The following is a 17,736-nucleotide window of genomic DNA, read 5'->3' as shown; positions in this document are numbered from 1 at the left end:
TTATTTCGTTGAAGGGTATGGGAACTCCAAAGATAGTGTTAACTGCTGATAGAACATTAATGTCGCCATATCGTGGTTTGTCATTAGCGACATTTTTTGGATGTGCTCCGGCAATAGACCCAAATCGAGATAAGAGTAGTTTTTGGTACAAGATTCTTGGAAAACAAGTAACTCCAAAAATTTTGTTTGATTTTATTTGTAATTATATCCCTCACACAAACGGTGTTGCAAATTATGCTCCATACGGCTTGAGAAAATTAGAAGCTGGTTTACTTCGAGATGGTTTTAGTAGACAAGATGTTGTGGTTGCTCATCCTGATCATATTGAGCAGTTCATTGGACCTCAAACTGAAGTCATTGGAACTTATGAGATGGATCCACTTGGAATGGGTCCTGTAACAATGACATTCACTTATGGTAGAAAACAAATGTCTTATGATGAATATTATAATACAGAACTCCATCATCGAATTAAAGCTGCAAAAGCAAAAACTGGAAGTAAAGCCAAAGTAATTTCTGGTGCTTCAGGAACTTGGCAATACAATTATGATCCAGAAAAAATCGAAGAATTTGGAATTTATGCTATTTTGGAGGGAGAACTTGGAGGCATTGCTCCAGAAATTGATGGACATGCAGGTAGATTCTTCAACTATTTGATTAATGGTGATTTTGAAAATATGGATCCTTTCAGAAAACGAAGTGACTTTAAAGTTAACATTAAAGAATTTGAAAGAAATGGAAAGAAACTACATGGAAGATTTGTAAATTTCTGGGATAGACCCGAATTAGAAGAGATTCCTGATATCGTAGAACCAAGTATGCATGGAATGGTTGAAGTAATGCGCGGTTGTGGTAGGGGATGTAAATTCTGTGATGTTACATTAAGATCATTGAGATACTATCCTCCAGAAAAAGTAAAAAGAGAAATTGAAATTAACATGAAGAAAGGTGGTTCTAAATCTGCATGGATTCACAGTGATGATATCTTTGTTTATGGAATGGATCCGCGTACTGCAAAAGGCATGGAGCCAAACAGAGAAGCACTAGAAGAATTATTCACCGCAATCATGTCTACAGGGGTTGAACATACAAATCCTACACATGGAACTTTGGCAGGAGCTATAGCCGATGAAAAATTAATTCCAAATCTTTCTAAAATCATGAAGGCTGGTCCTGACAACATGATTGGTGTCCAAGCTGGATTTGAAACTGGCAGTCTTAGATTAATTGGTAAATACGCAGATAGAAAACTTGCACCATACTCGCCAGATGAATGGCATTGGGTTGTAAAAGAGGGTGTCAAGACCTTGAATCAGGATTACTGGATTCCTGCATTCACTTTGATTATGGGTCTTGATAATGATGAAACTCCTGAAGATTCATGGGAGACTATTCGCCTAATTAGTGAATTAGAACATGAACAACCTGATTCAATGTTTACTGCAACAGCACTCACATTTGTCCCAATTGGACTATTAGAAAAATCTGATTTCTTTAACATTGGAAATGAAATGACTCCTGCTCAATTGGGTGTTCTCTATAAGACATGGCAACACAATTTCAAATATGGTATTCAAAAATTCATGACTAAGACTGGTTCTAAAGGACCACAGAGATACTTCTTTAATGCAATAGCAAGATCTCTTGGCGGTGTTCCATTAGGTGCAATGGAAAGATATGCACGCAGAAAGAGCAAGGAACACGAACAAGTTATTGATACTGTTAAAGCCAAGTACTGGTAGTTATACAAATACATAAATTCACTAAATGGTAATATTATCACATGGCAACACACGGTTCACTTACCAAAGCAGGTAAAGTAAGAGGACAAACTCCAAAGGTTGAAGGAAGAAAGATTGTAGGTACAAACTCTAGTCTTAGAAATAAGAGCAACTTCAAAAAACGATTTGTTCTTGGTAGATTCCCAGGACAAAACAAACCGGGCCAAAGAAGAAAGAGACGATAGTCAATTATTATTAGAATTTTATCAAGTTGCGATCATTTTCTAAAACAGGTTCTGTAAAGCCTACGGTTGATACGCTAGGCGTAAAAAGTCGGTTGATATGATTTTCAGCAGTACCGCACTAGGCGTAGGTACGATCTAAAACAGATTTTGTTTGTTCAAATGAACAAACATTTTCTGAAACATGCATGTTTCAGAATTACATGCTTTTTACATACTTCATAATGGTCGTCCGCCCCCCTAGGGGGGTGGTGTAGGGTATGCCTATGAGTATGAATTATGAATGGGTTATGAGTTATGTCTAATGGGTTATTGTTTTAGGTGGTACCGTACTTTGTACGGTAATTGTGGTAACGTTTAAATCCGAATTTGGTAACTTTGAGACTATGTATCAAAACAATTCGCAACGTGTAGTGAAACTTGTATTTACTCCAGCGCAAATTGAAGAACAGAAACAGTTCGTTGATGCTTTAGAAAACAATACAACTGATATTGTTTTTGAGGGCTCTATACTAGAAGCAAAATCCTACTTGGCTGGAATAGAACAACTTGTGGACTCTAGCCTACACTAAAAAATTTCTTCTTCAATTTATGAAGTTAGAAAGGGATGCAAGAAGTTTTGTATCTGATTGGATTGATTTTATTTTAAATAATGCAGACATTACTGAAGACTTTGAGTATGATATTGTTGATGAATATGATGAAACAAAAGAAACAATGGAAATGCCAGTAAATTATGTGATTAAGAAAGATGAACAAAAAGTATACATCATATCCATCAACACTCATGGCTTAGAACAACATAGAAACCATCGTCAATTTTAATCTCCTAATCTTTACTCGCATTTTGAATTAATGTAATCCATTTGTTATCTCCATTAATTGTAATTCCACATTTCTCACTTGGTGTCATGTTATCTAATGCACTATGTGGTCTGATGTAATTATGAAATAACTGATAACCAGTTAGTGTAACGGAATCTTTTTTCTTTATTCCTCTCATTACTTTTTCTCTATCTCTGATTTCACCATTCAACCTCTCCATTTTGTTGTTGTTCATATCTCCCTGTAAGTGAATATGTCTAATGTGTAGAGTTCGATTCAATCTTTTCAATGTCCAAAACTCTTTCTTGTATGCTTTGTGATATGATTCTAAACCATCAGTAATGAACACTTTTGGTTTTGTTTTTGTTACATCTTTTGATTTTTGCAGTAAGGTACTTGCATCATGACCTTCTTTTCTATCTGCTACTTCCTGTGCAATCCAGAATCTTGTCTCATCATCCATCATTGCAAATACATATTTCAACTCACCACGAATCTTGACATAAACTTCATCGGCTCTCCATGCATCCCCGACTTGCGGTACTATCTTGTCTAAGTATTGGTTCATGAGTTTGGTGTATTTGTTAATCCAGTTGTAGACTGTCTGATGGGTTACATCCATGCCTAAGAGTTTGAGTGATTTAGCCACGTTTCTTAGTGACTCGCCTGAAAAGTATAGTTGCATTGCAGTAGTAATCCCTTTTGGGTTATGCTTCATCTTCTCAAAACCTAGATTCATTGAGAATGTTTTGTGACAGTCTGAACATGAGAATCTCTGAATTGCTGTGTGTTTGTTTCGTCTTACACCGTATTTCTTGATGTTTTTACTCTTGCAGAATCTGCATGAATCTACACTAACAGGCTCAATAGTTACCTTGTTTTTCTCTCTAACTTCTTCTCTGATTTTGAGTGAAAATTCTATTGCGTGAATGTGTTTACAACAGACTTTGCGGAATCTGTGGTCTGGGCAATCACAATGCCATACTCCATCTGATTTGATAACATGGTAATCCCTGTTTGTTGTCTGGGAATGTACCTGATAATGATAGTCTGATATTCTGATTAGATCTGATTTTAGTGCTATCTGTTTTCCCTTTTCTTGTCTTTGATTTTTCTCGTCTTTCAACACCTTCTTTATGGGGTCATAATTATATAAACATTATGGGGTCATAAAAACACCCATAATTTTATATGATTTGAGTACAAACCAAATTCATCCTACTTGCATTAGTGTTCTTCAGCTCATGACCTGTTCAACATTATTGTCCTAGATTCTGATTGACAAAACCTCAAACAATGTTTCAGATCACTAACTACAATTTGTAGGAGTTTGGTTTGTACTCATTATCACCTCAATAATTGATAGTCTTGAGAAGATATAACGACTGTTCAATCACTTTTCGACACTGTCGGATTTTGCATGCATTTTTCGACACTGTCGGATTTTGCATGATCTATGCTTAAATGAATAAAAATGTTAATTATTATATGATGATGGAACGATTTACTTTTTTTTCAAGAGAAAAACGACATGGAAAGTTGAAAGTAGGGGATAAAAATCGAAGAGAAGTTTTGATCACTATGTTTGAATTTCATTCCCCCATTTCAATAAAACAACTTAGTGCCAAATCAGGTGTTCCTTACACTGATACACATGATTACGTCAAAACTTTTGTAAAGACTAATTTTGTTACTCCTTTGATAGTTGCACAGCATTCTGCAAGAAAAGATTCCAAGTATGAATTAAGTGATGGAGGAAAACTTATGGCTTTAGCTGTTAGTGTTGATGAAAAACGAGTAATGGGAGACCAAACCGTAATACTTCAGAAAATTTTCCAACCTGAAAGAGGTAGTGACCCCATGACTTTTTTTGTACGAACTGTATTGTTAAACTGTATCAATAATGGAATCCAAAGATACGTTTTAGAATTCATCCGAAATCTTGTTGAAAACGCTGAAACAAGTAGTGAACCTAATCTGTGGAAAATAGCACAAAATGGCGTAAATCAGGCAAAATCTTCAGAAATTCACGCATTAAGTAATGCTGTATTGCAAGCATTATCTATTTTAGATGAATCCCAAAAAGACACTGTAATTCAATATTATAAAACAAAAACAACAAATTTGTTATTTGATACTGCAATGCGTTCACATGATTCCTCATTACAGGAATTAGCACGTATGACGTCACGAGATCCTGAAGGAGTGTATGTGAAATTTGAATGCAAAAATAAAAAATGTGCGTGTATTTTAAATGAATTATATCTCAAAATGGAAGATGTTATTGTTATGACTTTTTCAGGTGGTATTCCATGTCCAAAATGTAATCGAATTGTTAGTAAACACATCAGAAATGATAAAGGATTTAGATCTCAAAAAGTTCCAGCATGGGCAGGTTCTAATTTTTAGATATTTCTAATTTTTTATTTTTAATTTTAAAATCTATTTCGGTACCTTCTTTCCATTTTAACTCTTCAATAATATCTGATGGTACATTAATTCTGTATTTGTAAATGTCATGATCTTTGTATGTATACGCTTTAACGCGCTGTATTTTTGCCACAATGAATTATCTTGTTTGAAGTATATTAGATTTATGGGGTCATGAATTTATGCCTAAATTATTGAATTATTAGGGTGAATTGTTGGAATGTGTTAAAATACTCAAAGATGTATCTGCACTTTATGCGACAGAAGCAAATAATGAAGAAGTTTCCACTTGGAAAATTAATCGGATCGTTTGTTGTAGGTGTGATTATTAGTTTAGGAATTTCCATAGTTTTTGAACTTACTATTGTTGAAAAAATTATTATTGCTTTAGCACCCCCTGTTGTTGCTTCAATATCTGCATACAAAACCAAAAAAACTCTTAGTAAAACAATTCAATCCAAAAGATTATGGTCAACAATTGGGTATGCAATTATGTATGGAGTAATCAATTATGTGTCTGAACAAGTCTTTTTTGCTTGGTTAGGTATAACGATCTAATTTTGTCACATATTTGTTAAATATGATAAAAATAATACTGAATTGATGATTTCAATTGACGAAGTAAGATCACATCCAGAACAATGGATAAACACTACCGCCTTACGTTCAGATGATAAGATCGAATATAGAGAGAAAAAAGAATTTGGTAATAGACATGTAGTATTTGAAAATGGTGCATTTTGGGGAGATATCCATTATGATCAATTCAACGCCACTGATTTTCCAGTTGGCACAGTCAAACATTTCTCAAATTATGTAGAAGAAAAAACAGGTATTCCGCAAGGATTAGTCACTTTAGCCACTATTGGAGTTAGTCTCTATGCAGGGTACAAGGCTATCAAATGGGCTGATAAGAATCTCTAAGCGTTCAACCGATTATTTACAGTCAACAAATACACCGCAGATTTGACAGAACCCTAAAACAATACTCTTATAAAGTACTGGTACCGTACCATACGGTATGGTAGAAGATTTAAGATTAGATAGTTTAGAGGGCGTAGGTCCTGTAACTACAAGAAAATTATCCGATGCAGGTATCCACAACGTCATGGATCTCATCGTCAGAGGTCCTGTAGAAATTGCAGAAATCACTGGAATGGAAAAGGATACTGCTGACAAAATTGTCAATAAAGCCCGTCAACATTTAGTTGAAGGTGGGTTAATTGCCAAAGATTTTGTTAGTGCAAGTGAAATTTACAAACACAGACAAAGTATAGGTAAAATTACAACAGGTACAAACTGTCTTGATACATTATTTGATGGTGGAATTGAAACTCAAGCATTAACAGAAGTGTATGGTGAATTTGGTTGTGGTAAGACACAATTTGCTCATACAATGTCTGTAATGGTTCAAAAAAGTAAAGAAGAAGGTGGTCTTGAAGGCAGCGTTTTGTATATTGATACTGAAAACACTTTTCGACCTGAAAGGATTGTGTCTATTGCACAAGCTCATGAGATGGATCCAGAAAAAGTACTTGATAACATCATAGTAGCACGTGCATACAACAGTGCGCACCAAGTACTAATCCTAGAAGAAGCTGGTCCAATAATTGAAGAGCATAATGTAAAACTAATTGTTGCAGATTCTGCAGTTGGATTATTCCGTTCTGAATATCTTGGACGAGGTACACTATCTACAAGACAACAAAAACTAAATCACTTTGTTCATCTGCTGTCTAGAATTGCAGAGACATACAATTGTGCTGCAATTGCAACCAACCAAGTAATGGCTTCCCCTGATGTTTTCTTTGGAGATCCAACACGTCCAATTGGTGGAAATGTAGTTGCACATACAAGTACCTACAGAATCTACTTTAAGAAATCAGGTAAAAAACGAATTGCCAGAATGGTGGATAGTCCTCATCATCCAGAAGAAGAAGTCATCTTTGCATTAGGTGAAGCAGGAGTCATAGACCCTGAAGATGCAGAGAAAAAGACCAAAAAGACTACTAAAAAGGCAACTACCAAAAAGACCAAAGAAGAGGCTACAGTAGAAACACCAGAAGTAGAGGCTACAGTAGAAACACCAGAAGTAGAGGCTACAGTAGAAACACCAGAAGTAGAGGCTACAGTAGAAACACCGGAAGACGCTCCTGCAAAAAGTGCTAAAGAAAAATCTGTAGAATCTACAAGTGCAGAATCTGATGATTCTGAACCAATAGAAGAGTAAATCTCTCTATTTTCTCCTATTTTCTATTTTCTTTAATTTTTTATTCATTGATTAAATTATAATATGATTTGAGAAGTTAGTACTTCATGACAGATCTTTATCGATTTCTTCCTGAAGAGATGGAAAAACTAGTAATGGATATGGGCTATCCTAGATATCGAGCTGATCAAATCCTACTTCCATTATATTACAAATTTCCAAAAGACATCAATGATATACCACAACTTCCCAAAAAATTACGAGAAGAACTAACAGAAGCGGGATACACAATTGGTTCTGCTAAAGAGATTCATAGAATTGTAAGTGATGATGGAGAGACAACAAAGCTATTACTCAATTTATCTAATGATAATAATGTGGAAACAGTTTTGATGCAATATCCTTCAACTAAAATTGGTGGTCATCCAAGATCAACAATCTGTGTTTCAACTCAAATAGGATGTGCAATGGGGTGTGTGTTTTGTGCAACAGGACAGATGGGATTTGAAACAAATCTCAAAGCTGAACATATTGTATCTCAAGTGATTCATTTTGCAGAAATTTTAGAGAAACGAGGGGAACATGTTACAAATTTGGTGTTTATGGGAATGGGTGAACCAATGGCAAACTATGATGAAATGATTAGAGCAATACGAATTTTAACACATGATAGAGGATTCGGACTAGGACAACGACATATCACAGTTTCTACAATAGGTATTGTATCTGGAATCGATAAACTAGCTGATGAACATCTACAGATTGGTCTTGCTATATCACTTCATTCTCCAAACAACAAATTACGAAAGGAATTAGTTCCTACTGCAGGACCAAATTCTGTTGAAGATATTATTGATGCCGGAAGACGTTATTTCAAAAAAACTGGAAGACGAGTGACTTTTGAATATGCCTTGATGGAGGGAGTTAATGACTCTCCTGAAATTGCAAAAGAACTTGCCAAACTTTTGAAAGGAAATGGTTCTCATGTTAATCTAATTCCAATTAATCCTACTGCAGGGGATTTTAAGAGACCATCAAAGGCAAGAGTACTTGAATTTGAGAGAATTTTGTCTGAATCTGGTGTAAATTGTACTGTGAGAGTGGAGAAAGGAACTGAGATCTCTGCTGCTTGTGGACAACTGCGAACCGATATTATTGGCTAATTTTTGCTAAAATCTGTTCTAAGTCTTAAAATAGGGCTTTCAGAGATTTTACACTTATGGCAACTAAGAAATCTCATGGTCGTTCACATGGATTTAAACACAAATCCCGATCTGTTATGAAAAAAGACTCCCCAAGAGGAGTTTCATTCTTACTTCGTGAATATCATGAGGGTCAGCAAGCACTTGTCATCATTGATCCAAGACAGCACAAGGGACTGCCACACAGACGATATCACGGTAAAGTAGGTGTCGTTACTAAGGTTGGAAGACGCGCAATAACCCTTGATGTCAAATTAGGTGATAAATCGAAAACCTTAATCACTAGATTGGATCACATAAAACCATTCGGTGTATAGATATGGAAGAAATAAAAAAGAAACAAGCTATTTCTCTATCAGAAGTTAAAGAAATTTTAGGAAAAGTTGATCCTGAAGAGATGGACCAAATTCAACGTTGGACATTTGATTATGTTTCAAAATTTGTATCTATAGATCCAAAAGATGCCAAAGAAATGAAAAAACGACTCATTAAAGAATGTGAATTAACAGAAGATGAAGCTGTTGAGATTGTAAACATTAGACCAACAAGTTTAGCTGAATTACGTTCTTTTACATTTGGTTGGAAAAAACTAATTCTTGCTGAGACACTAGAAAAAATGCTCAAGATAATCAAGGAGCACTCGTAACTTTTCAGGAGCATTTTATTTTGCATCGGGCACAATCCCCACCTAGAAAGTATGAGGAATATGCATATGTTCTAGATTTTAATCCAAGAGGGAAATCATCAACAGTTAGAGGAAGAGAAGGCATTATTGTAACTGCCATTGGTGAAGATCGTTTAACACTTTTAGAAATTCTTGGAGTTCCAAATTCTACTTTTGATATTGGTGAGAAGATATACATCGGAAAAGAAGGACGAATCAAAGTTCTATCTGTTTTAGGTAAAATGGATTATGATAAAATATCTTCATCTGCTCAAAGCGAGTTGCCAAATGTGGTAGAAAACATTGTGACCAATAATGAATCAAAATTTGTTTCATATCTAAATAATGCAAGACCACTAACTCCCCGAATTCACGCACTTGAATTAATTCCTGGAATTGGAAAAACCTACATGAAAACAATGCTAGAGGAGAGAGAAAAGAAACAGTTTGAGAGTTATCAGGATTTGCAAGACAGAGTTGGATTCAAAGAACCGATCAAACACATTGCAGAGAGAATCATGGATGAAATCACTGGTGAAAGTAGAATGAATCTCTTTGTAAAGAGATGATAAAGCGAAAACTACTTGGACAACACTTTCTAAACTCGCAATCAATTGCACAATCCATAGTTTCTGAGGCTAAAATTTCAAAAGATGATGTTGTTTTTGAGTTGGGAACAGGACTAGGAATACTAACTCCACTACTATGTGAAAAGGCAAGACAAGTCATCTCAGTTGATGCTGATGAGAAATTAATAAAAAACGCCCAAACAAAGTTTTCCAATCATAATAATTTGATTTTAAAATTTGGTGATGGATTTAAAAAAAAAGATTCATTTACAATTTTTGTATCAAATCTGCCTTATTCTAGAAGTAAAGATGCAATAGAGTGGCTTTCACAAAAATCCTTTTCACATGGAATAATAATGGTTCAAAAAGAATTCGCTGAAAAACTACTTGCAAAATCTACCAAACAAAGAAAAGCAATTAGCATTATAGCACAGCATGCTTTTGAAATAAAGACCATTTCCAAAGTAGGAAAAAATAATTTTTCACCTCCACCAAAAATCGATTCGGTAATTTTAAAAATTAAACAAAGAAATACTCTTCCAAAGGAATTAATTCATACAATTAACAAAATTTTCTCATATAGACGCAAAACTATTAAAAATATTCTAAAGCAATTTGACAAGGAATCATTAATCGATAAACGAGTGGATGATCTATCTGGAGATGAAATAATTAATCTTGCAAACCAAATACTTGAAAAATGAGGAATATCCTCCCTCAGAGGATACTTTTTTCATTGCTAACAATATTGAAAATGAAAAAGGAGTTTTTGCTTTAGATATTGGTAGTGGTTCTGGATATCTAACCAAACTTTTAGCTGATAATTTCTCATTTGTTATTGGAACTGATATTAACTTTGATGTATTGGCACATCAAACCTCATACAGAACACAAAATCTGATTTGTTGTAACGGTTCGGATGCACTAAAAATTAAATTTGATTTTATTGTATGCAATTTACCTTACCTTGCTACAGATGAAATCTTAGATATTGCAACTGATGGTGGTACAGAGGGATTTGAAATTCCAAAAAAAATATTTGATTCAGTAATTAATAATCTCAAAGAGAATGGCAAATTTGTTTTTGTCACTTCTTCTCTTTCAAACTATGAAAGACTAATCAACTACGCACAAAAATTAGGCTTGAGTACTAGAATTATCGCAAAAAAGAAACTATTCTTTGAAGAACTGATTTTAGTAGAGGCAATAAATTGATTATTTCTTTAGATTATTTTTTGCATATTCAATTATTGCATCAGTCATCTGAGTAGTTGATGCATTGCCTCCAATATCCCAAGTTACCTTCTTTCCTTCGTTAATTACTTGGTATGTTGCATCAAAGATTGCATCTCTGATGTCTTTTTCTCCAAGATACTCAGCCATCCATGCACCTGATAGAACAGTTGCTGTTGGGTTTACCTTGTTTTGTCCTGCAAATTGTGGTGCACTTCCATGTGCTGCCTCAAACATTGCAAAATTATCTCCCATATTTGCAGAATAAATTAATCCAATAGAACCAACTAGACCTGAAGCAAGCTCCGAGATAATATCCATAAATAAATTAGTGCTAACTAATACTGCTCCATTGAATTGTTCAGGTGCCACAACCATTTGTTGAGCCATGTTGTCAATGTAAATTTCAGATAATTCAATTCCTGTCCTTTCAACAGCTTTTTGGGCACAATTCCAAAAAATTCCATCAGTTTCTTTTAGGATATTTCTTTTAGTAATTGCAACCATCTTCTTCAAATTGTATTGATTTGCCCACTTTACAGCTGAATTTAGGAATCTATCGCAACCTTGTCTTGTTATCTTTCTAATTGCAATAGCTGCATCTTCATTAATTTTTGCTTCAACTCCAGTATAGAGTCCTTCAGTTGCTTCTCGGAAACAAACACAATCAAGCTTTCTATTTGGTGTCAATCTATCAAATGTTTTAGTTGGTCTGATATTGGAATATAATTCGAATTTTTGACGTAGTGTGACTGCTACACTTCTTGGTGCACCTGGAACTGGAATGGTTGTAGTTGGTCCCTTAAAGCAAGCATCTGATTCTTCTAAAATCCTGATAGTTTCATCAGGAATGTATGATTTGTCCTTTCTACCATTTTTATCCCATTGCTCAGAGCCTGCCTCACACAGAATTACTTCGGACTGCATGTTGCACTCTTTTAGAACTTTGAGCATTGATTCAACTACTTCAGGGCCAATTCCATCTCCCTTCATTACTGCTGCTTTTTTACTCAAAACTGCATGAATTTGAGGAGATTATTATTTAATCCTACCTTGGTAATGGAAGTTAATTACATACAATCTATAGATACGATTTAAAAGATGATTTGTACATTAAACAATAATGCAAATAGTTCAAATCTCTGATCTTCATGTAGGTTCACAATTTTTACAAGAAAAATTTGATATTCTAGTTAAGGAAGTAAACGAACTTAATCCTGATGTGATCGTAATTACGGGTGATCTTACAAATGAGGGATTGATGGGAGAATATAAAAAATGCAAATCACTATTAGAGAAATTTAAAACAAAAAAAATTATCACCATCAGTGGAAATCATGATTATAGAAACACTGGTTATCTTTTATTCAAAAAATATTTTCCATTTGAAACAGTAAATGAGCTAGATGATGATGTAGTTTTAGTTACTGTTGGAACTGCAAGACCTGATAGAAATGAGGGAGAAGTAGGACATAGACAAAACTTGTGGTTGGAGAGAACTATGAAAAAATACAAAGATAAAATAAAAATTGTAGCAATGCATCATCACCTAATTGCGATACCTGATACAGGGTCTGATCAACTAACCGTAGTTGATGCTGGTGATGTTTTAAGAACTGTTTTGGATTCAAAAGTTGATGTTGTTTTATGTGGACACAAGCACAGACCTTGGGCTTGGAATTTTAAAACACTCACAGTTGTCAATGCTGGAACTGCAACCTCTGAGCGTGTTCGTGGACTATTTGAAAATACATACAACATACTTACCATTTCAAACAAAAAGATACAAGTCGATCTAAAAATTGTAGGTGGAAAAAGAATGCCCATTGATGAATTGGTAAATAACTACAATTTATTAGATGACCAGTAGATTATTTGCGACACTTTATTCATAATTTTATGCATTTTTACGCATGTTTTTGTGTATTATAGCAATTTTTGGAATATCATAAATCTCGAATTGTTTCTAATAGTTTTACATCATTAAAAATAATTTCTTCAGGATAGCAATTTAACATAAAGCCATTATCGATCTCGTAAAATTCCCAATTTTCACATTTCTTGTCAAATTCATATGGGTCAGTATTTTCAAATTCCCAATCAAACCCATTGGCTATGGTTTCCTCTGGATATCCATGTCCTCGTATTAGAGTAATGGTACTATTTTTTTCATCTACTGATATCTCTGCATATAGTGCATTAGGATACAAATAGATCACTTTTGGATGATTAGTAATTGCATCGAACATTTTTTTTGTTACATACTCATTATGTAATAGAATCACTCTGTCATATTTTGATAGTATGGAAGGATCTTGGTTTACATCTGCATCTGAAATTCTTTCATATCCAAGAATCTGAAAAACTTGGTTTGCCATTGCACTAGAACGATAGTCAAATTTTGCATTTTGGTGTGCTGAAATGGCATTTACTGTTAGACAAGATTCATCACATATGCCTGCATAGTAATCATAAAAACCTGGATTGGTATATGCTAACATTGTAAAAAGTGGAATTATTACTACTGTGGATTGTTTTGTATTTTTTGAACTCAATGAATTATACAGTTCCATATTTTCTTTTTTAGGATGCAGTAAATATCTGACAAAATTATCTACTCCTGATTCACTTTTTCCAATAAAGTCATCCTCTTCAGTATATACAAAAAATAATGAATTCTCAGATACTGTACTAGTGTTGTCTTTTCTATCATTTTCTTGGATTGACTCTGGTACTAAAGACGTTTTTTCTCCAACAATGTTTTGAATTACATATGCTGCTGCAATTATTAATACAACTGAAATGCTGATTTTAATTATTTTTTTCACATTTTTTTATTAACTGAGAATGATAAAACTGTGGCTAATTTGAAATAGCCGTAAATAGAATTGGGCAATTTTTATAATATGTTGTAAATAAAATCATGAAAAGTTTGACTTAATTACAGATTAATTCTAGGCTTCTCATGCGGGGGTCGCCTAGCCTGGTAGGGCGTGGGATTGCTAATCCCATGTTCGCAAGGACTCGGGGGTTCAAATCCCCCTCCCCGCGCCATCAAAAATTAAACTTAATAGACCGAATCAGCAGGTTTCTCTTATGGGACGAAGAAAAACTCAAAAAATTATTCGTACAGGCCCAAAAAATGCAACTACTGGTATGTGCCCAGTATGTAAAACAATTGGTAAGGTATTCCTTCTTGGTCCACCAGGACAAGAGAGAGGAAAATGCGAGAAATGTCGCCAAGAGTTTGAATTGTAGTTCAAAAAGCTAACCCGTCCATCAAAATATTTACCCATAACTTTTTAAGACAAATTTTTCCTGATAGATAAATATGAGTTCAGAAGCTGAAACCATTTATGAGAGAGTTGCAAAACTTGAAGATGAAATTGCATTACTCCGAAGTGAAGTCGATATTCTAAAAAGAGCACTACGAAATAAAATAGCTCGTCATGAAATCTCCATGATCAAAAAAGGAACCGACGTAGATTCAATTATTGATTAATTCTTTGTCTTTATACTTCTAATTAATTCTAAAATAAAATCTACATCTTCTGCATTTGGATTAATTTCTAAATACTTGTTGAGGTATTTTAAAGCAATTTCTGGATGTAGTAATCTTTCTTCTAAAATTCCTTTATCTCTGATATCTTCGGGTGACTCAGGCTCTATTGCTAAAACCATATTTACACATCGAAGTGCTTTATCGTAGACAAACGATTGGACATATGAATTTTTTAAATTTCGTGTTAGTCTAATTAGAATTTGTTCTGAACTTATCTCATCTAGAAATTCTGGTTGGAATTCTAACTCTCCTCCAAAGTTCGTATCTAGAATTTCTTGCAAATCATCAACATCTAATAATCTGCCATCATAAAACGGATCTAAAATCATTTCCTCATTGTATTTTACAAGAACATGGCTTGGGAATCCGACAATTTTAAGTTCCAATCCAATAAATTTTGCAATTTCTGCGTATAGTATTGAGATGGTTATTGGAAGTCCCACTTTTTTATCAATTACCTCATTTAGAAAATTATTTTTAGGATTATAGTAATCATTATCATCTCCACTAAATCCTAAATTCTCAAAGAGATGTTCATTTAACATTGAAATTAAGTACGTTGGATTTTTTACATCACTTAATGACTCTTTTAGAGACATTCCAATCTCATTGATTTTTTTGATATATTCCTCAACATTAAGGTCTGGATACTCTAGGATCTGCGCAAATTTCAAACATTTCTCAACAAGGTTGAAGTTTGGATTCTTTACAAATGAAACCCATTCAGCAACAAATGGATCAAAATCTTCTTCCAATTATCACAAACTCAGTTTTTTTAGATACAATTGAGGTTCCTTGAGTTCCCTTGTGTTTGGAGGAATTTCAATCATTTTTTTGAAAGTATCTGTGCCTAATTTTTCATATAGTGAATTTGTAAAATCTTTTCCCATACTTTTTCTAACCTGATATGATGAGAAATCTGTTCCCATAAAGGTTGTTAGATAATTCTGAAAATCTTCATCATCTTTTAATATGCTCTCAATTGCAAAACTTGCCATTCCTTCCATTGCAGTAAATGCTGCATGATGTTGCTGAATTGGAACAAGCCATCGTTTGTAAATATCTAAAAGTTGTGGAATTGATTCTCCAATTTTAGGATCAATCTCTACATGTGTGAAAGTCATTACATCTGGTCCTATCTGTTCAATTAGGAAGTGATCTGGATTCAAAAAGAAAAATAGATTTGCTTTCTTTGCAAATGGAAAATCATCTGGAACTGCTTGTAGCTGACAATATTCTGATAATTTGTTGACAGTTTGTGTATCTAGGGATAAAATTATTGTTGCCAACTCTTCATTAATTTTGTTTACCTGCGTTGCAGCATTTTTGTTAATTTTCTGTAAATTCTCTTGTGCTGAATGAATTAATTCTTCTAGTACTGTCATTTTTACAGCACCAATATATCCCGAATTCACATTTTCAAATTTTGATTTGTATGGTTCCCCCTGTTTGTGGAGGATTATTTGAGGATATCTTGACAAAATGAACTTGTTTAGATAAATTACAGAATCTAAGTAATCTCCATATGTTGTAGTAATTTTAGATATGTATTGAATTGCATATGTAGAGTACACCAAATACTTTGCAGTATCTTTTTTCATCAATTCTGCTATTTTTTTAAGATCTTCTTTTGCAACTGCATCAAATAGCTCTATTACAAAATCTTTAGATTCTTTGTCTGCAAATACCTTGTCTCCTTTCAACCTTTTCAAATCCTCTAATTCTGGGAACTTTAGCTGTATATTGTCTGGAACTTTTACTCCGAGAAATTTTTCTACCTTGTCTTTGTATTCTGGAAAAATTTCCTTTGCAATATCCTCAATATCTCTAAATTTTACCTGCTCTCCAATGTCCTCTTTTGCTGTAATTGCAAGCTGCCTGATCTCTTTTTCCTCGTTGATTTCAACTGATAGTTGCCCAAACAAGGCTTCTGCAAACTCTTCAAATTCTCCCAATTTGCATAAAATCAAAAAATACTACATTTAACATTATCTTGATTTTTTGAATAAAAGAAATTATTAGATTACCAATTATTGATTAGTTAGTGCTTGAATCAACTCTTGAATTTATTAGATGTGCCAAATGTGGTGGAAATCTAGAACTTGAAGTATTAAGTCGTGATAAAGAAATTGATGAAGGAATTTTAGAATGCAAAAAATGTAAATTGGAATTTCCAATTATTGAAAAAATACCAATTCTATGGAATGATTTTTCAGATTATTTTTCTTCTCGTAAAACTCTTGGAGGGAAACTATATCAAAAAATTCATAATAAAAAATTGAAATCCCTTTTGAAATCTTCATTACTAAACAAATCTGATAATGATGATAGAACCGTTCTCGAAGAGAGATGGTCTAAAATTTATCAAAACAGTAAAAACTCTAAATTTTATTCACTGATGCAGAGAAATCTTAAACCCCTCTCAAAATCTAACTTAGTTTTAGAATATGGTTGCTCTATTGGAATAATTACATCTTATTTGTCTGATTATAGTAATTTTGTAATTGGAGTTGATCGTTCCTTTAGTGCTTTACAATACGCAAAAAAATCTCAAAAAAACAATCTTGATTATATCGTAGCTGATTCTTTATCTCCTGTATTTGGTTCTGTTAAATTTGATTTGGTTATTGCATTAAATGTTTTAGAATTGATTGAACCAATAGAATTTCTAAAACATATTTCAAAACAAATCTCAAATGGTGCTTTGCTCATTTCAGATCCTTATGATTTTGATAGGGGAACAAAATCAGTAAAAAATCCTCTTGATGAACATACTTTACGCACAAAAATGTTAGAATTGGGATTTAATATTTCACAAAAAACAAAAAATCCTTCTTTTATTCCATGGAAATTAAAATTAAATCCACGTGCAACATTGGATTATAAAGTTGATTTTGTTATAGGGAAAAAATTGCTATCAAATTAATGAAAATATCTTGTTTAATACATTCTGTCTATTTTAGGCACAAAATTGGTGACCGCATAAAATTGGATACATGCGGCACACCTTTGAATTACAGGTTAGGACGTATATTTAGTATCACATAATTTTTGATAAATATAATTTTCATTTTGTGGA

Annotated in this window: 24 protein-coding genes and 1 tRNA gene; 19 read left to right on the top strand and 6 right to left on the bottom strand. The window is 33.6% G+C overall.

Features of this window, described 5'->3' with window-relative positions; all coding sequences use genetic code 11:
- The first annotated feature begins 17 nt into the window (after positions 1 to 17).
- The 4 genes from K5790_RS05740 to K5790_RS05725 all read left to right on the top strand — a co-directional run bounded on the left by K5790_RS05740 (position 18) and on the right by K5790_RS05725 (position 2,788).
- The gene (locus K5790_RS05740; protein ID WP_297593227.1) at positions 18 to 1,742 is read left to right on the top strand and encodes a radical SAM protein; all 1,725 of its coding nucleotides are present in this window, start codon (positions 18 to 20) and stop codon (positions 1,740 to 1,742) included.
- A 41-nt stretch (positions 1,743 to 1,783) separates the two neighbouring features.
- Entirely contained in the window at positions 1,784 to 1,966 is a 183-nt protein-coding gene (locus K5790_RS05735; protein WP_012215770.1) for a 30S ribosomal protein S30e, read from the top strand.
- 383 nt (positions 1,967 to 2,349) lie between these two features.
- Entirely contained in the window at positions 2,350 to 2,535 is a 186-nt protein-coding gene (locus K5790_RS05730; RefSeq protein WP_297593225.1) for a hypothetical protein, read from the top strand.
- A gap of 19 nt (positions 2,536 to 2,554) precedes the next feature.
- Positions 2,555 to 2,788 carry a hypothetical protein gene (locus tag K5790_RS05725; RefSeq protein WP_297593224.1) on the top strand — a complete coding sequence of 78 codons (234 nt, stop codon included), beginning with the start codon at positions 2,555 to 2,557 and terminating at the stop codon, positions 2,786 to 2,788.
- 4 nt (positions 2,789 to 2,792) lie between these two features.
- On the opposite strand, the gene K5790_RS05720 is transcribed toward K5790_RS05725, so the two are convergent.
- Complete coding sequence (locus K5790_RS05720) at positions 2,793 to 3,914, bottom strand: DDE-type integrase/transposase/recombinase (RefSeq protein ID WP_297593223.1); 1,122 nt, start codon at positions 3,912 to 3,914, stop codon at positions 2,793 to 2,795.
- Between the two features lie 365 nt (positions 3,915 to 4,279).
- Between K5790_RS05720 and K5790_RS05715 the strand changes: the two genes are divergently transcribed.
- Complete coding sequence (locus K5790_RS05715) at positions 4,280 to 5,197, top strand: hypothetical protein (RefSeq protein WP_297593221.1); 918 nt, start codon at positions 4,280 to 4,282, stop codon at positions 5,195 to 5,197.
- On the opposite strand, the gene K5790_RS05710 is transcribed toward K5790_RS05715, so the two are convergent.
- Positions 5,187 to 5,351 carry an AbrB/MazE/SpoVT family DNA-binding domain-containing protein gene (locus tag K5790_RS05710; protein ID WP_297593219.1) on the bottom strand — a complete coding sequence of 55 codons (165 nt, stop codon included), beginning with the start codon at positions 5,349 to 5,351 and terminating at the stop codon, positions 5,187 to 5,189. The genes K5790_RS05715 and K5790_RS05710 overlap by 11 nt on opposite strands.
- A gap of 122 nt (positions 5,352 to 5,473) precedes the next feature.
- On the opposite strand from K5790_RS05710, the gene K5790_RS05705 reads away from it, so the two are divergent.
- The 9 genes from K5790_RS05705 (at position 5,474) to K5790_RS05665 (ending at position 11,077) form a co-directional block, all read left to right on the top strand.
- Positions 5,474 to 5,776, top strand: a complete 303-nt coding sequence (locus K5790_RS05705; protein WP_297593218.1) for a hypothetical protein — start codon at positions 5,474 to 5,476, stop codon at positions 5,774 to 5,776.
- Between the two features lie 45 nt (positions 5,777 to 5,821).
- Positions 5,822 to 6,142, top strand: coding sequence for a hypothetical protein (locus tag K5790_RS05700; RefSeq protein ID WP_297593217.1), 321 nt, complete (start codon positions 5,822 to 5,824; stop codon positions 6,140 to 6,142).
- 97 nt (positions 6,143 to 6,239) lie between these two features.
- Positions 6,240 to 7,448, top strand: a complete 1,209-nt coding sequence (gene radA, locus K5790_RS05695) for a DNA repair and recombination protein RadA (protein WP_297593215.1) — start codon at positions 6,240 to 6,242, stop codon at positions 7,446 to 7,448.
- 86 nt (positions 7,449 to 7,534) lie between these two features.
- On the top strand, positions 7,535 to 8,590 hold the full coding sequence (gene rlmN, locus K5790_RS05690) for a 23S rRNA (adenine(2503)-C(2))-methyltransferase RlmN (RefSeq protein ID WP_297593213.1): 1,056 nt from the start codon (positions 7,535 to 7,537) through the stop codon (positions 8,588 to 8,590).
- A 56-nt stretch (positions 8,591 to 8,646) separates the two neighbouring features.
- The gene (locus K5790_RS05685; RefSeq protein ID WP_297593211.1) at positions 8,647 to 8,946 is read left to right on the top strand and encodes a 50S ribosomal protein L21; all 300 of its coding nucleotides are present in this window, start codon (positions 8,647 to 8,649) and stop codon (positions 8,944 to 8,946) included.
- 2 nt (positions 8,947 to 8,948) lie between these two features.
- Complete coding sequence (locus tag K5790_RS05680) at positions 8,949 to 9,275, top strand: RNA polymerase Rpb4 (protein WP_297593209.1); 327 nt, start codon at positions 8,949 to 8,951, stop codon at positions 9,273 to 9,275.
- 20 nt (positions 9,276 to 9,295) lie between these two features.
- Positions 9,296 to 9,862 (top strand): DUF655 domain-containing protein, encoded by a 567-nt coding sequence (locus tag K5790_RS05675; protein WP_297593207.1) that lies wholly within the window; start codon positions 9,296 to 9,298, stop codon positions 9,860 to 9,862.
- Positions 9,859 to 10,566 (top strand): rRNA adenine dimethyltransferase family protein, encoded by a 708-nt coding sequence (locus tag K5790_RS05670; RefSeq protein WP_297593205.1) that lies wholly within the window; start codon positions 9,859 to 9,861, stop codon positions 10,564 to 10,566. The genes K5790_RS05675 and K5790_RS05670 overlap by 4 nt, the downstream gene beginning before the upstream one ends.
- A complete protein-coding gene (locus K5790_RS05665; RefSeq protein ID WP_297593203.1) occupies positions 10,541 to 11,077 on the top strand; it encodes a HemK2/MTQ2 family protein methyltransferase in 537 nt (178 codons plus the stop codon). Before K5790_RS05670 ends, K5790_RS05665 begins: the two co-directional genes overlap by 26 nt.
- Here the strand turns inward: K5790_RS05665 and K5790_RS05660 are convergent, their stop codons facing one another.
- Positions 11,078 to 12,109 (bottom strand): isocitrate/isopropylmalate dehydrogenase family protein, encoded by a 1,032-nt coding sequence (locus K5790_RS05660; RefSeq protein WP_297593202.1) that lies wholly within the window; start codon positions 12,107 to 12,109, stop codon positions 11,078 to 11,080.
- Between the two features lie 109 nt (positions 12,110 to 12,218).
- Here K5790_RS05660 and K5790_RS05655 point away from each other — a divergent pair, with 109 nt between their 5' ends.
- Positions 12,219 to 12,965, top strand: coding sequence for a metallophosphoesterase family protein (locus K5790_RS05655; protein WP_297593201.1), 747 nt, complete (start codon positions 12,219 to 12,221; stop codon positions 12,963 to 12,965).
- A gap of 76 nt (positions 12,966 to 13,041) precedes the next feature.
- Here K5790_RS05655 and K5790_RS05650 read toward each other — a convergent pair whose 3' ends face one another.
- Positions 13,042 to 13,923 carry a hypothetical protein gene (locus tag K5790_RS05650; protein ID WP_297593200.1) on the bottom strand — a complete coding sequence of 294 codons (882 nt, stop codon included), beginning with the start codon at positions 13,921 to 13,923 and terminating at the stop codon, positions 13,042 to 13,044.
- A gap of 139 nt (positions 13,924 to 14,062) precedes the next feature.
- Between K5790_RS05650 and K5790_RS05645 the strand changes: the two genes are divergently transcribed.
- From K5790_RS05645 to K5790_RS05635, 3 genes are all read left to right on the top strand, one after another.
- Positions 14,063 to 14,149 (top strand) — tRNA-Ser (locus tag K5790_RS05645).
- Positions 14,150 to 14,191: 42 nt separating this feature from the next.
- Positions 14,192 to 14,353 (top strand): hypothetical protein, encoded by a 162-nt coding sequence (locus K5790_RS05640; RefSeq protein WP_179371275.1) that lies wholly within the window; start codon positions 14,192 to 14,194, stop codon positions 14,351 to 14,353.
- 73 nt (positions 14,354 to 14,426) lie between these two features.
- Positions 14,427 to 14,597 (top strand): hypothetical protein, encoded by a 171-nt coding sequence (locus tag K5790_RS05635; RefSeq protein WP_008299658.1) that lies wholly within the window; start codon positions 14,427 to 14,429, stop codon positions 14,595 to 14,597.
- Here K5790_RS05635 and K5790_RS05630 read toward each other — a convergent pair.
- On the bottom strand, positions 14,594 to 15,412 hold the full coding sequence (locus tag K5790_RS05630; protein ID WP_297593197.1) for a SirB1 family protein: 819 nt from the start codon (positions 15,410 to 15,412) through the stop codon (positions 14,594 to 14,596). The two genes, K5790_RS05635 and K5790_RS05630, sit on opposite strands and share 4 nt — an antisense overlap.
- Before the next feature lie 3 nt (positions 15,413 to 15,415).
- Positions 15,416 to 16,612 carry a hypothetical protein gene (locus tag K5790_RS05625; protein WP_297593195.1) on the bottom strand — a complete coding sequence of 399 codons (1,197 nt, stop codon included), beginning with the start codon at positions 16,610 to 16,612 and terminating at the stop codon, positions 15,416 to 15,418.
- Positions 16,613 to 16,701: 89 nt separating this feature from the next.
- On the opposite strand from K5790_RS05625, the gene K5790_RS05620 reads away from it, so the two are divergent.
- Entirely contained in the window at positions 16,702 to 17,583 is an 882-nt protein-coding gene (locus tag K5790_RS05620; protein WP_297593193.1) for a methyltransferase domain-containing protein, read from the top strand.
- The last annotated feature ends 153 nt before the right edge of the window (positions 17,584 to 17,736 follow it).

This window comes from Nitrosopumilus sp. (genome assembly GCF_025698945.1).
Lineage (GTDB): Archaea > Thermoproteota > Nitrososphaeria > Nitrososphaerales > Nitrosopumilaceae > Nitrosopumilus.
The sequence above is the reverse complement of the archived record's forward strand: the minus strand, read 5'-3'. Positions and strand labels throughout refer to the sequence as shown.

Coding starts and splice junctions, on each gene's coding strand:
- radA (WP_297593215.1), top strand. CDS start 6,240: ATGGTAGAAGATTTAAGATTAGATAGTTTAGAGGGCGTAGGTCCTGTA.
- K5790_RS05730 (WP_297593225.1), top strand. CDS start 2,350: ATGTATCAAAACAATTCGCAACGTGTAGTGAAACTTGTATTTACTCCA.
- K5790_RS05700 (WP_297593217.1), top strand. CDS start 5,822: ATGATTTCAATTGACGAAGTAAGATCACATCCAGAACAATGGATAAAC.
- K5790_RS05715 (WP_297593221.1), top strand. CDS start 4,280: ATGATGGAACGATTTACTTTTTTTTCAAGAGAAAAACGACATGGAAAG.
- K5790_RS05735 (WP_012215770.1), top strand. CDS start 1,784: ATGGCAACACACGGTTCACTTACCAAAGCAGGTAAAGTAAGAGGACAA.
- K5790_RS05635 (WP_008299658.1), top strand. CDS start 14,427: ATGAGTTCAGAAGCTGAAACCATTTATGAGAGAGTTGCAAAACTTGAA.
- K5790_RS05640 (WP_179371275.1), top strand. CDS start 14,192: ATGGGACGAAGAAAAACTCAAAAAATTATTCGTACAGGCCCAAAAAAT.
- K5790_RS05705 (WP_297593218.1), top strand. CDS start 5,474: ATGCGACAGAAGCAAATAATGAAGAAGTTTCCACTTGGAAAATTAATC.
- K5790_RS05740 (WP_297593227.1), top strand. CDS start 18: ATGGGAACTCCAAAGATAGTGTTAACTGCTGATAGAACATTAATGTCG.
- K5790_RS05670 (WP_297593205.1), top strand. CDS start 9,859: ATGATAAAGCGAAAACTACTTGGACAACACTTTCTAAACTCGCAATCA.
- K5790_RS05680 (WP_297593209.1), top strand. CDS start 8,949: ATGGAAGAAATAAAAAAGAAACAAGCTATTTCTCTATCAGAAGTTAAA.
- K5790_RS05685 (WP_297593211.1), top strand. CDS start 8,647: ATGGCAACTAAGAAATCTCATGGTCGTTCACATGGATTTAAACACAAA.
- rlmN (WP_297593213.1), top strand. CDS start 7,535: ATGACAGATCTTTATCGATTTCTTCCTGAAGAGATGGAAAAACTAGTA.
- K5790_RS05655 (WP_297593201.1), top strand. CDS start 12,219: ATGCAAATAGTTCAAATCTCTGATCTTCATGTAGGTTCACAATTTTTA.
- K5790_RS05725 (WP_297593224.1), top strand. CDS start 2,555: ATGAAGTTAGAAAGGGATGCAAGAAGTTTTGTATCTGATTGGATTGAT.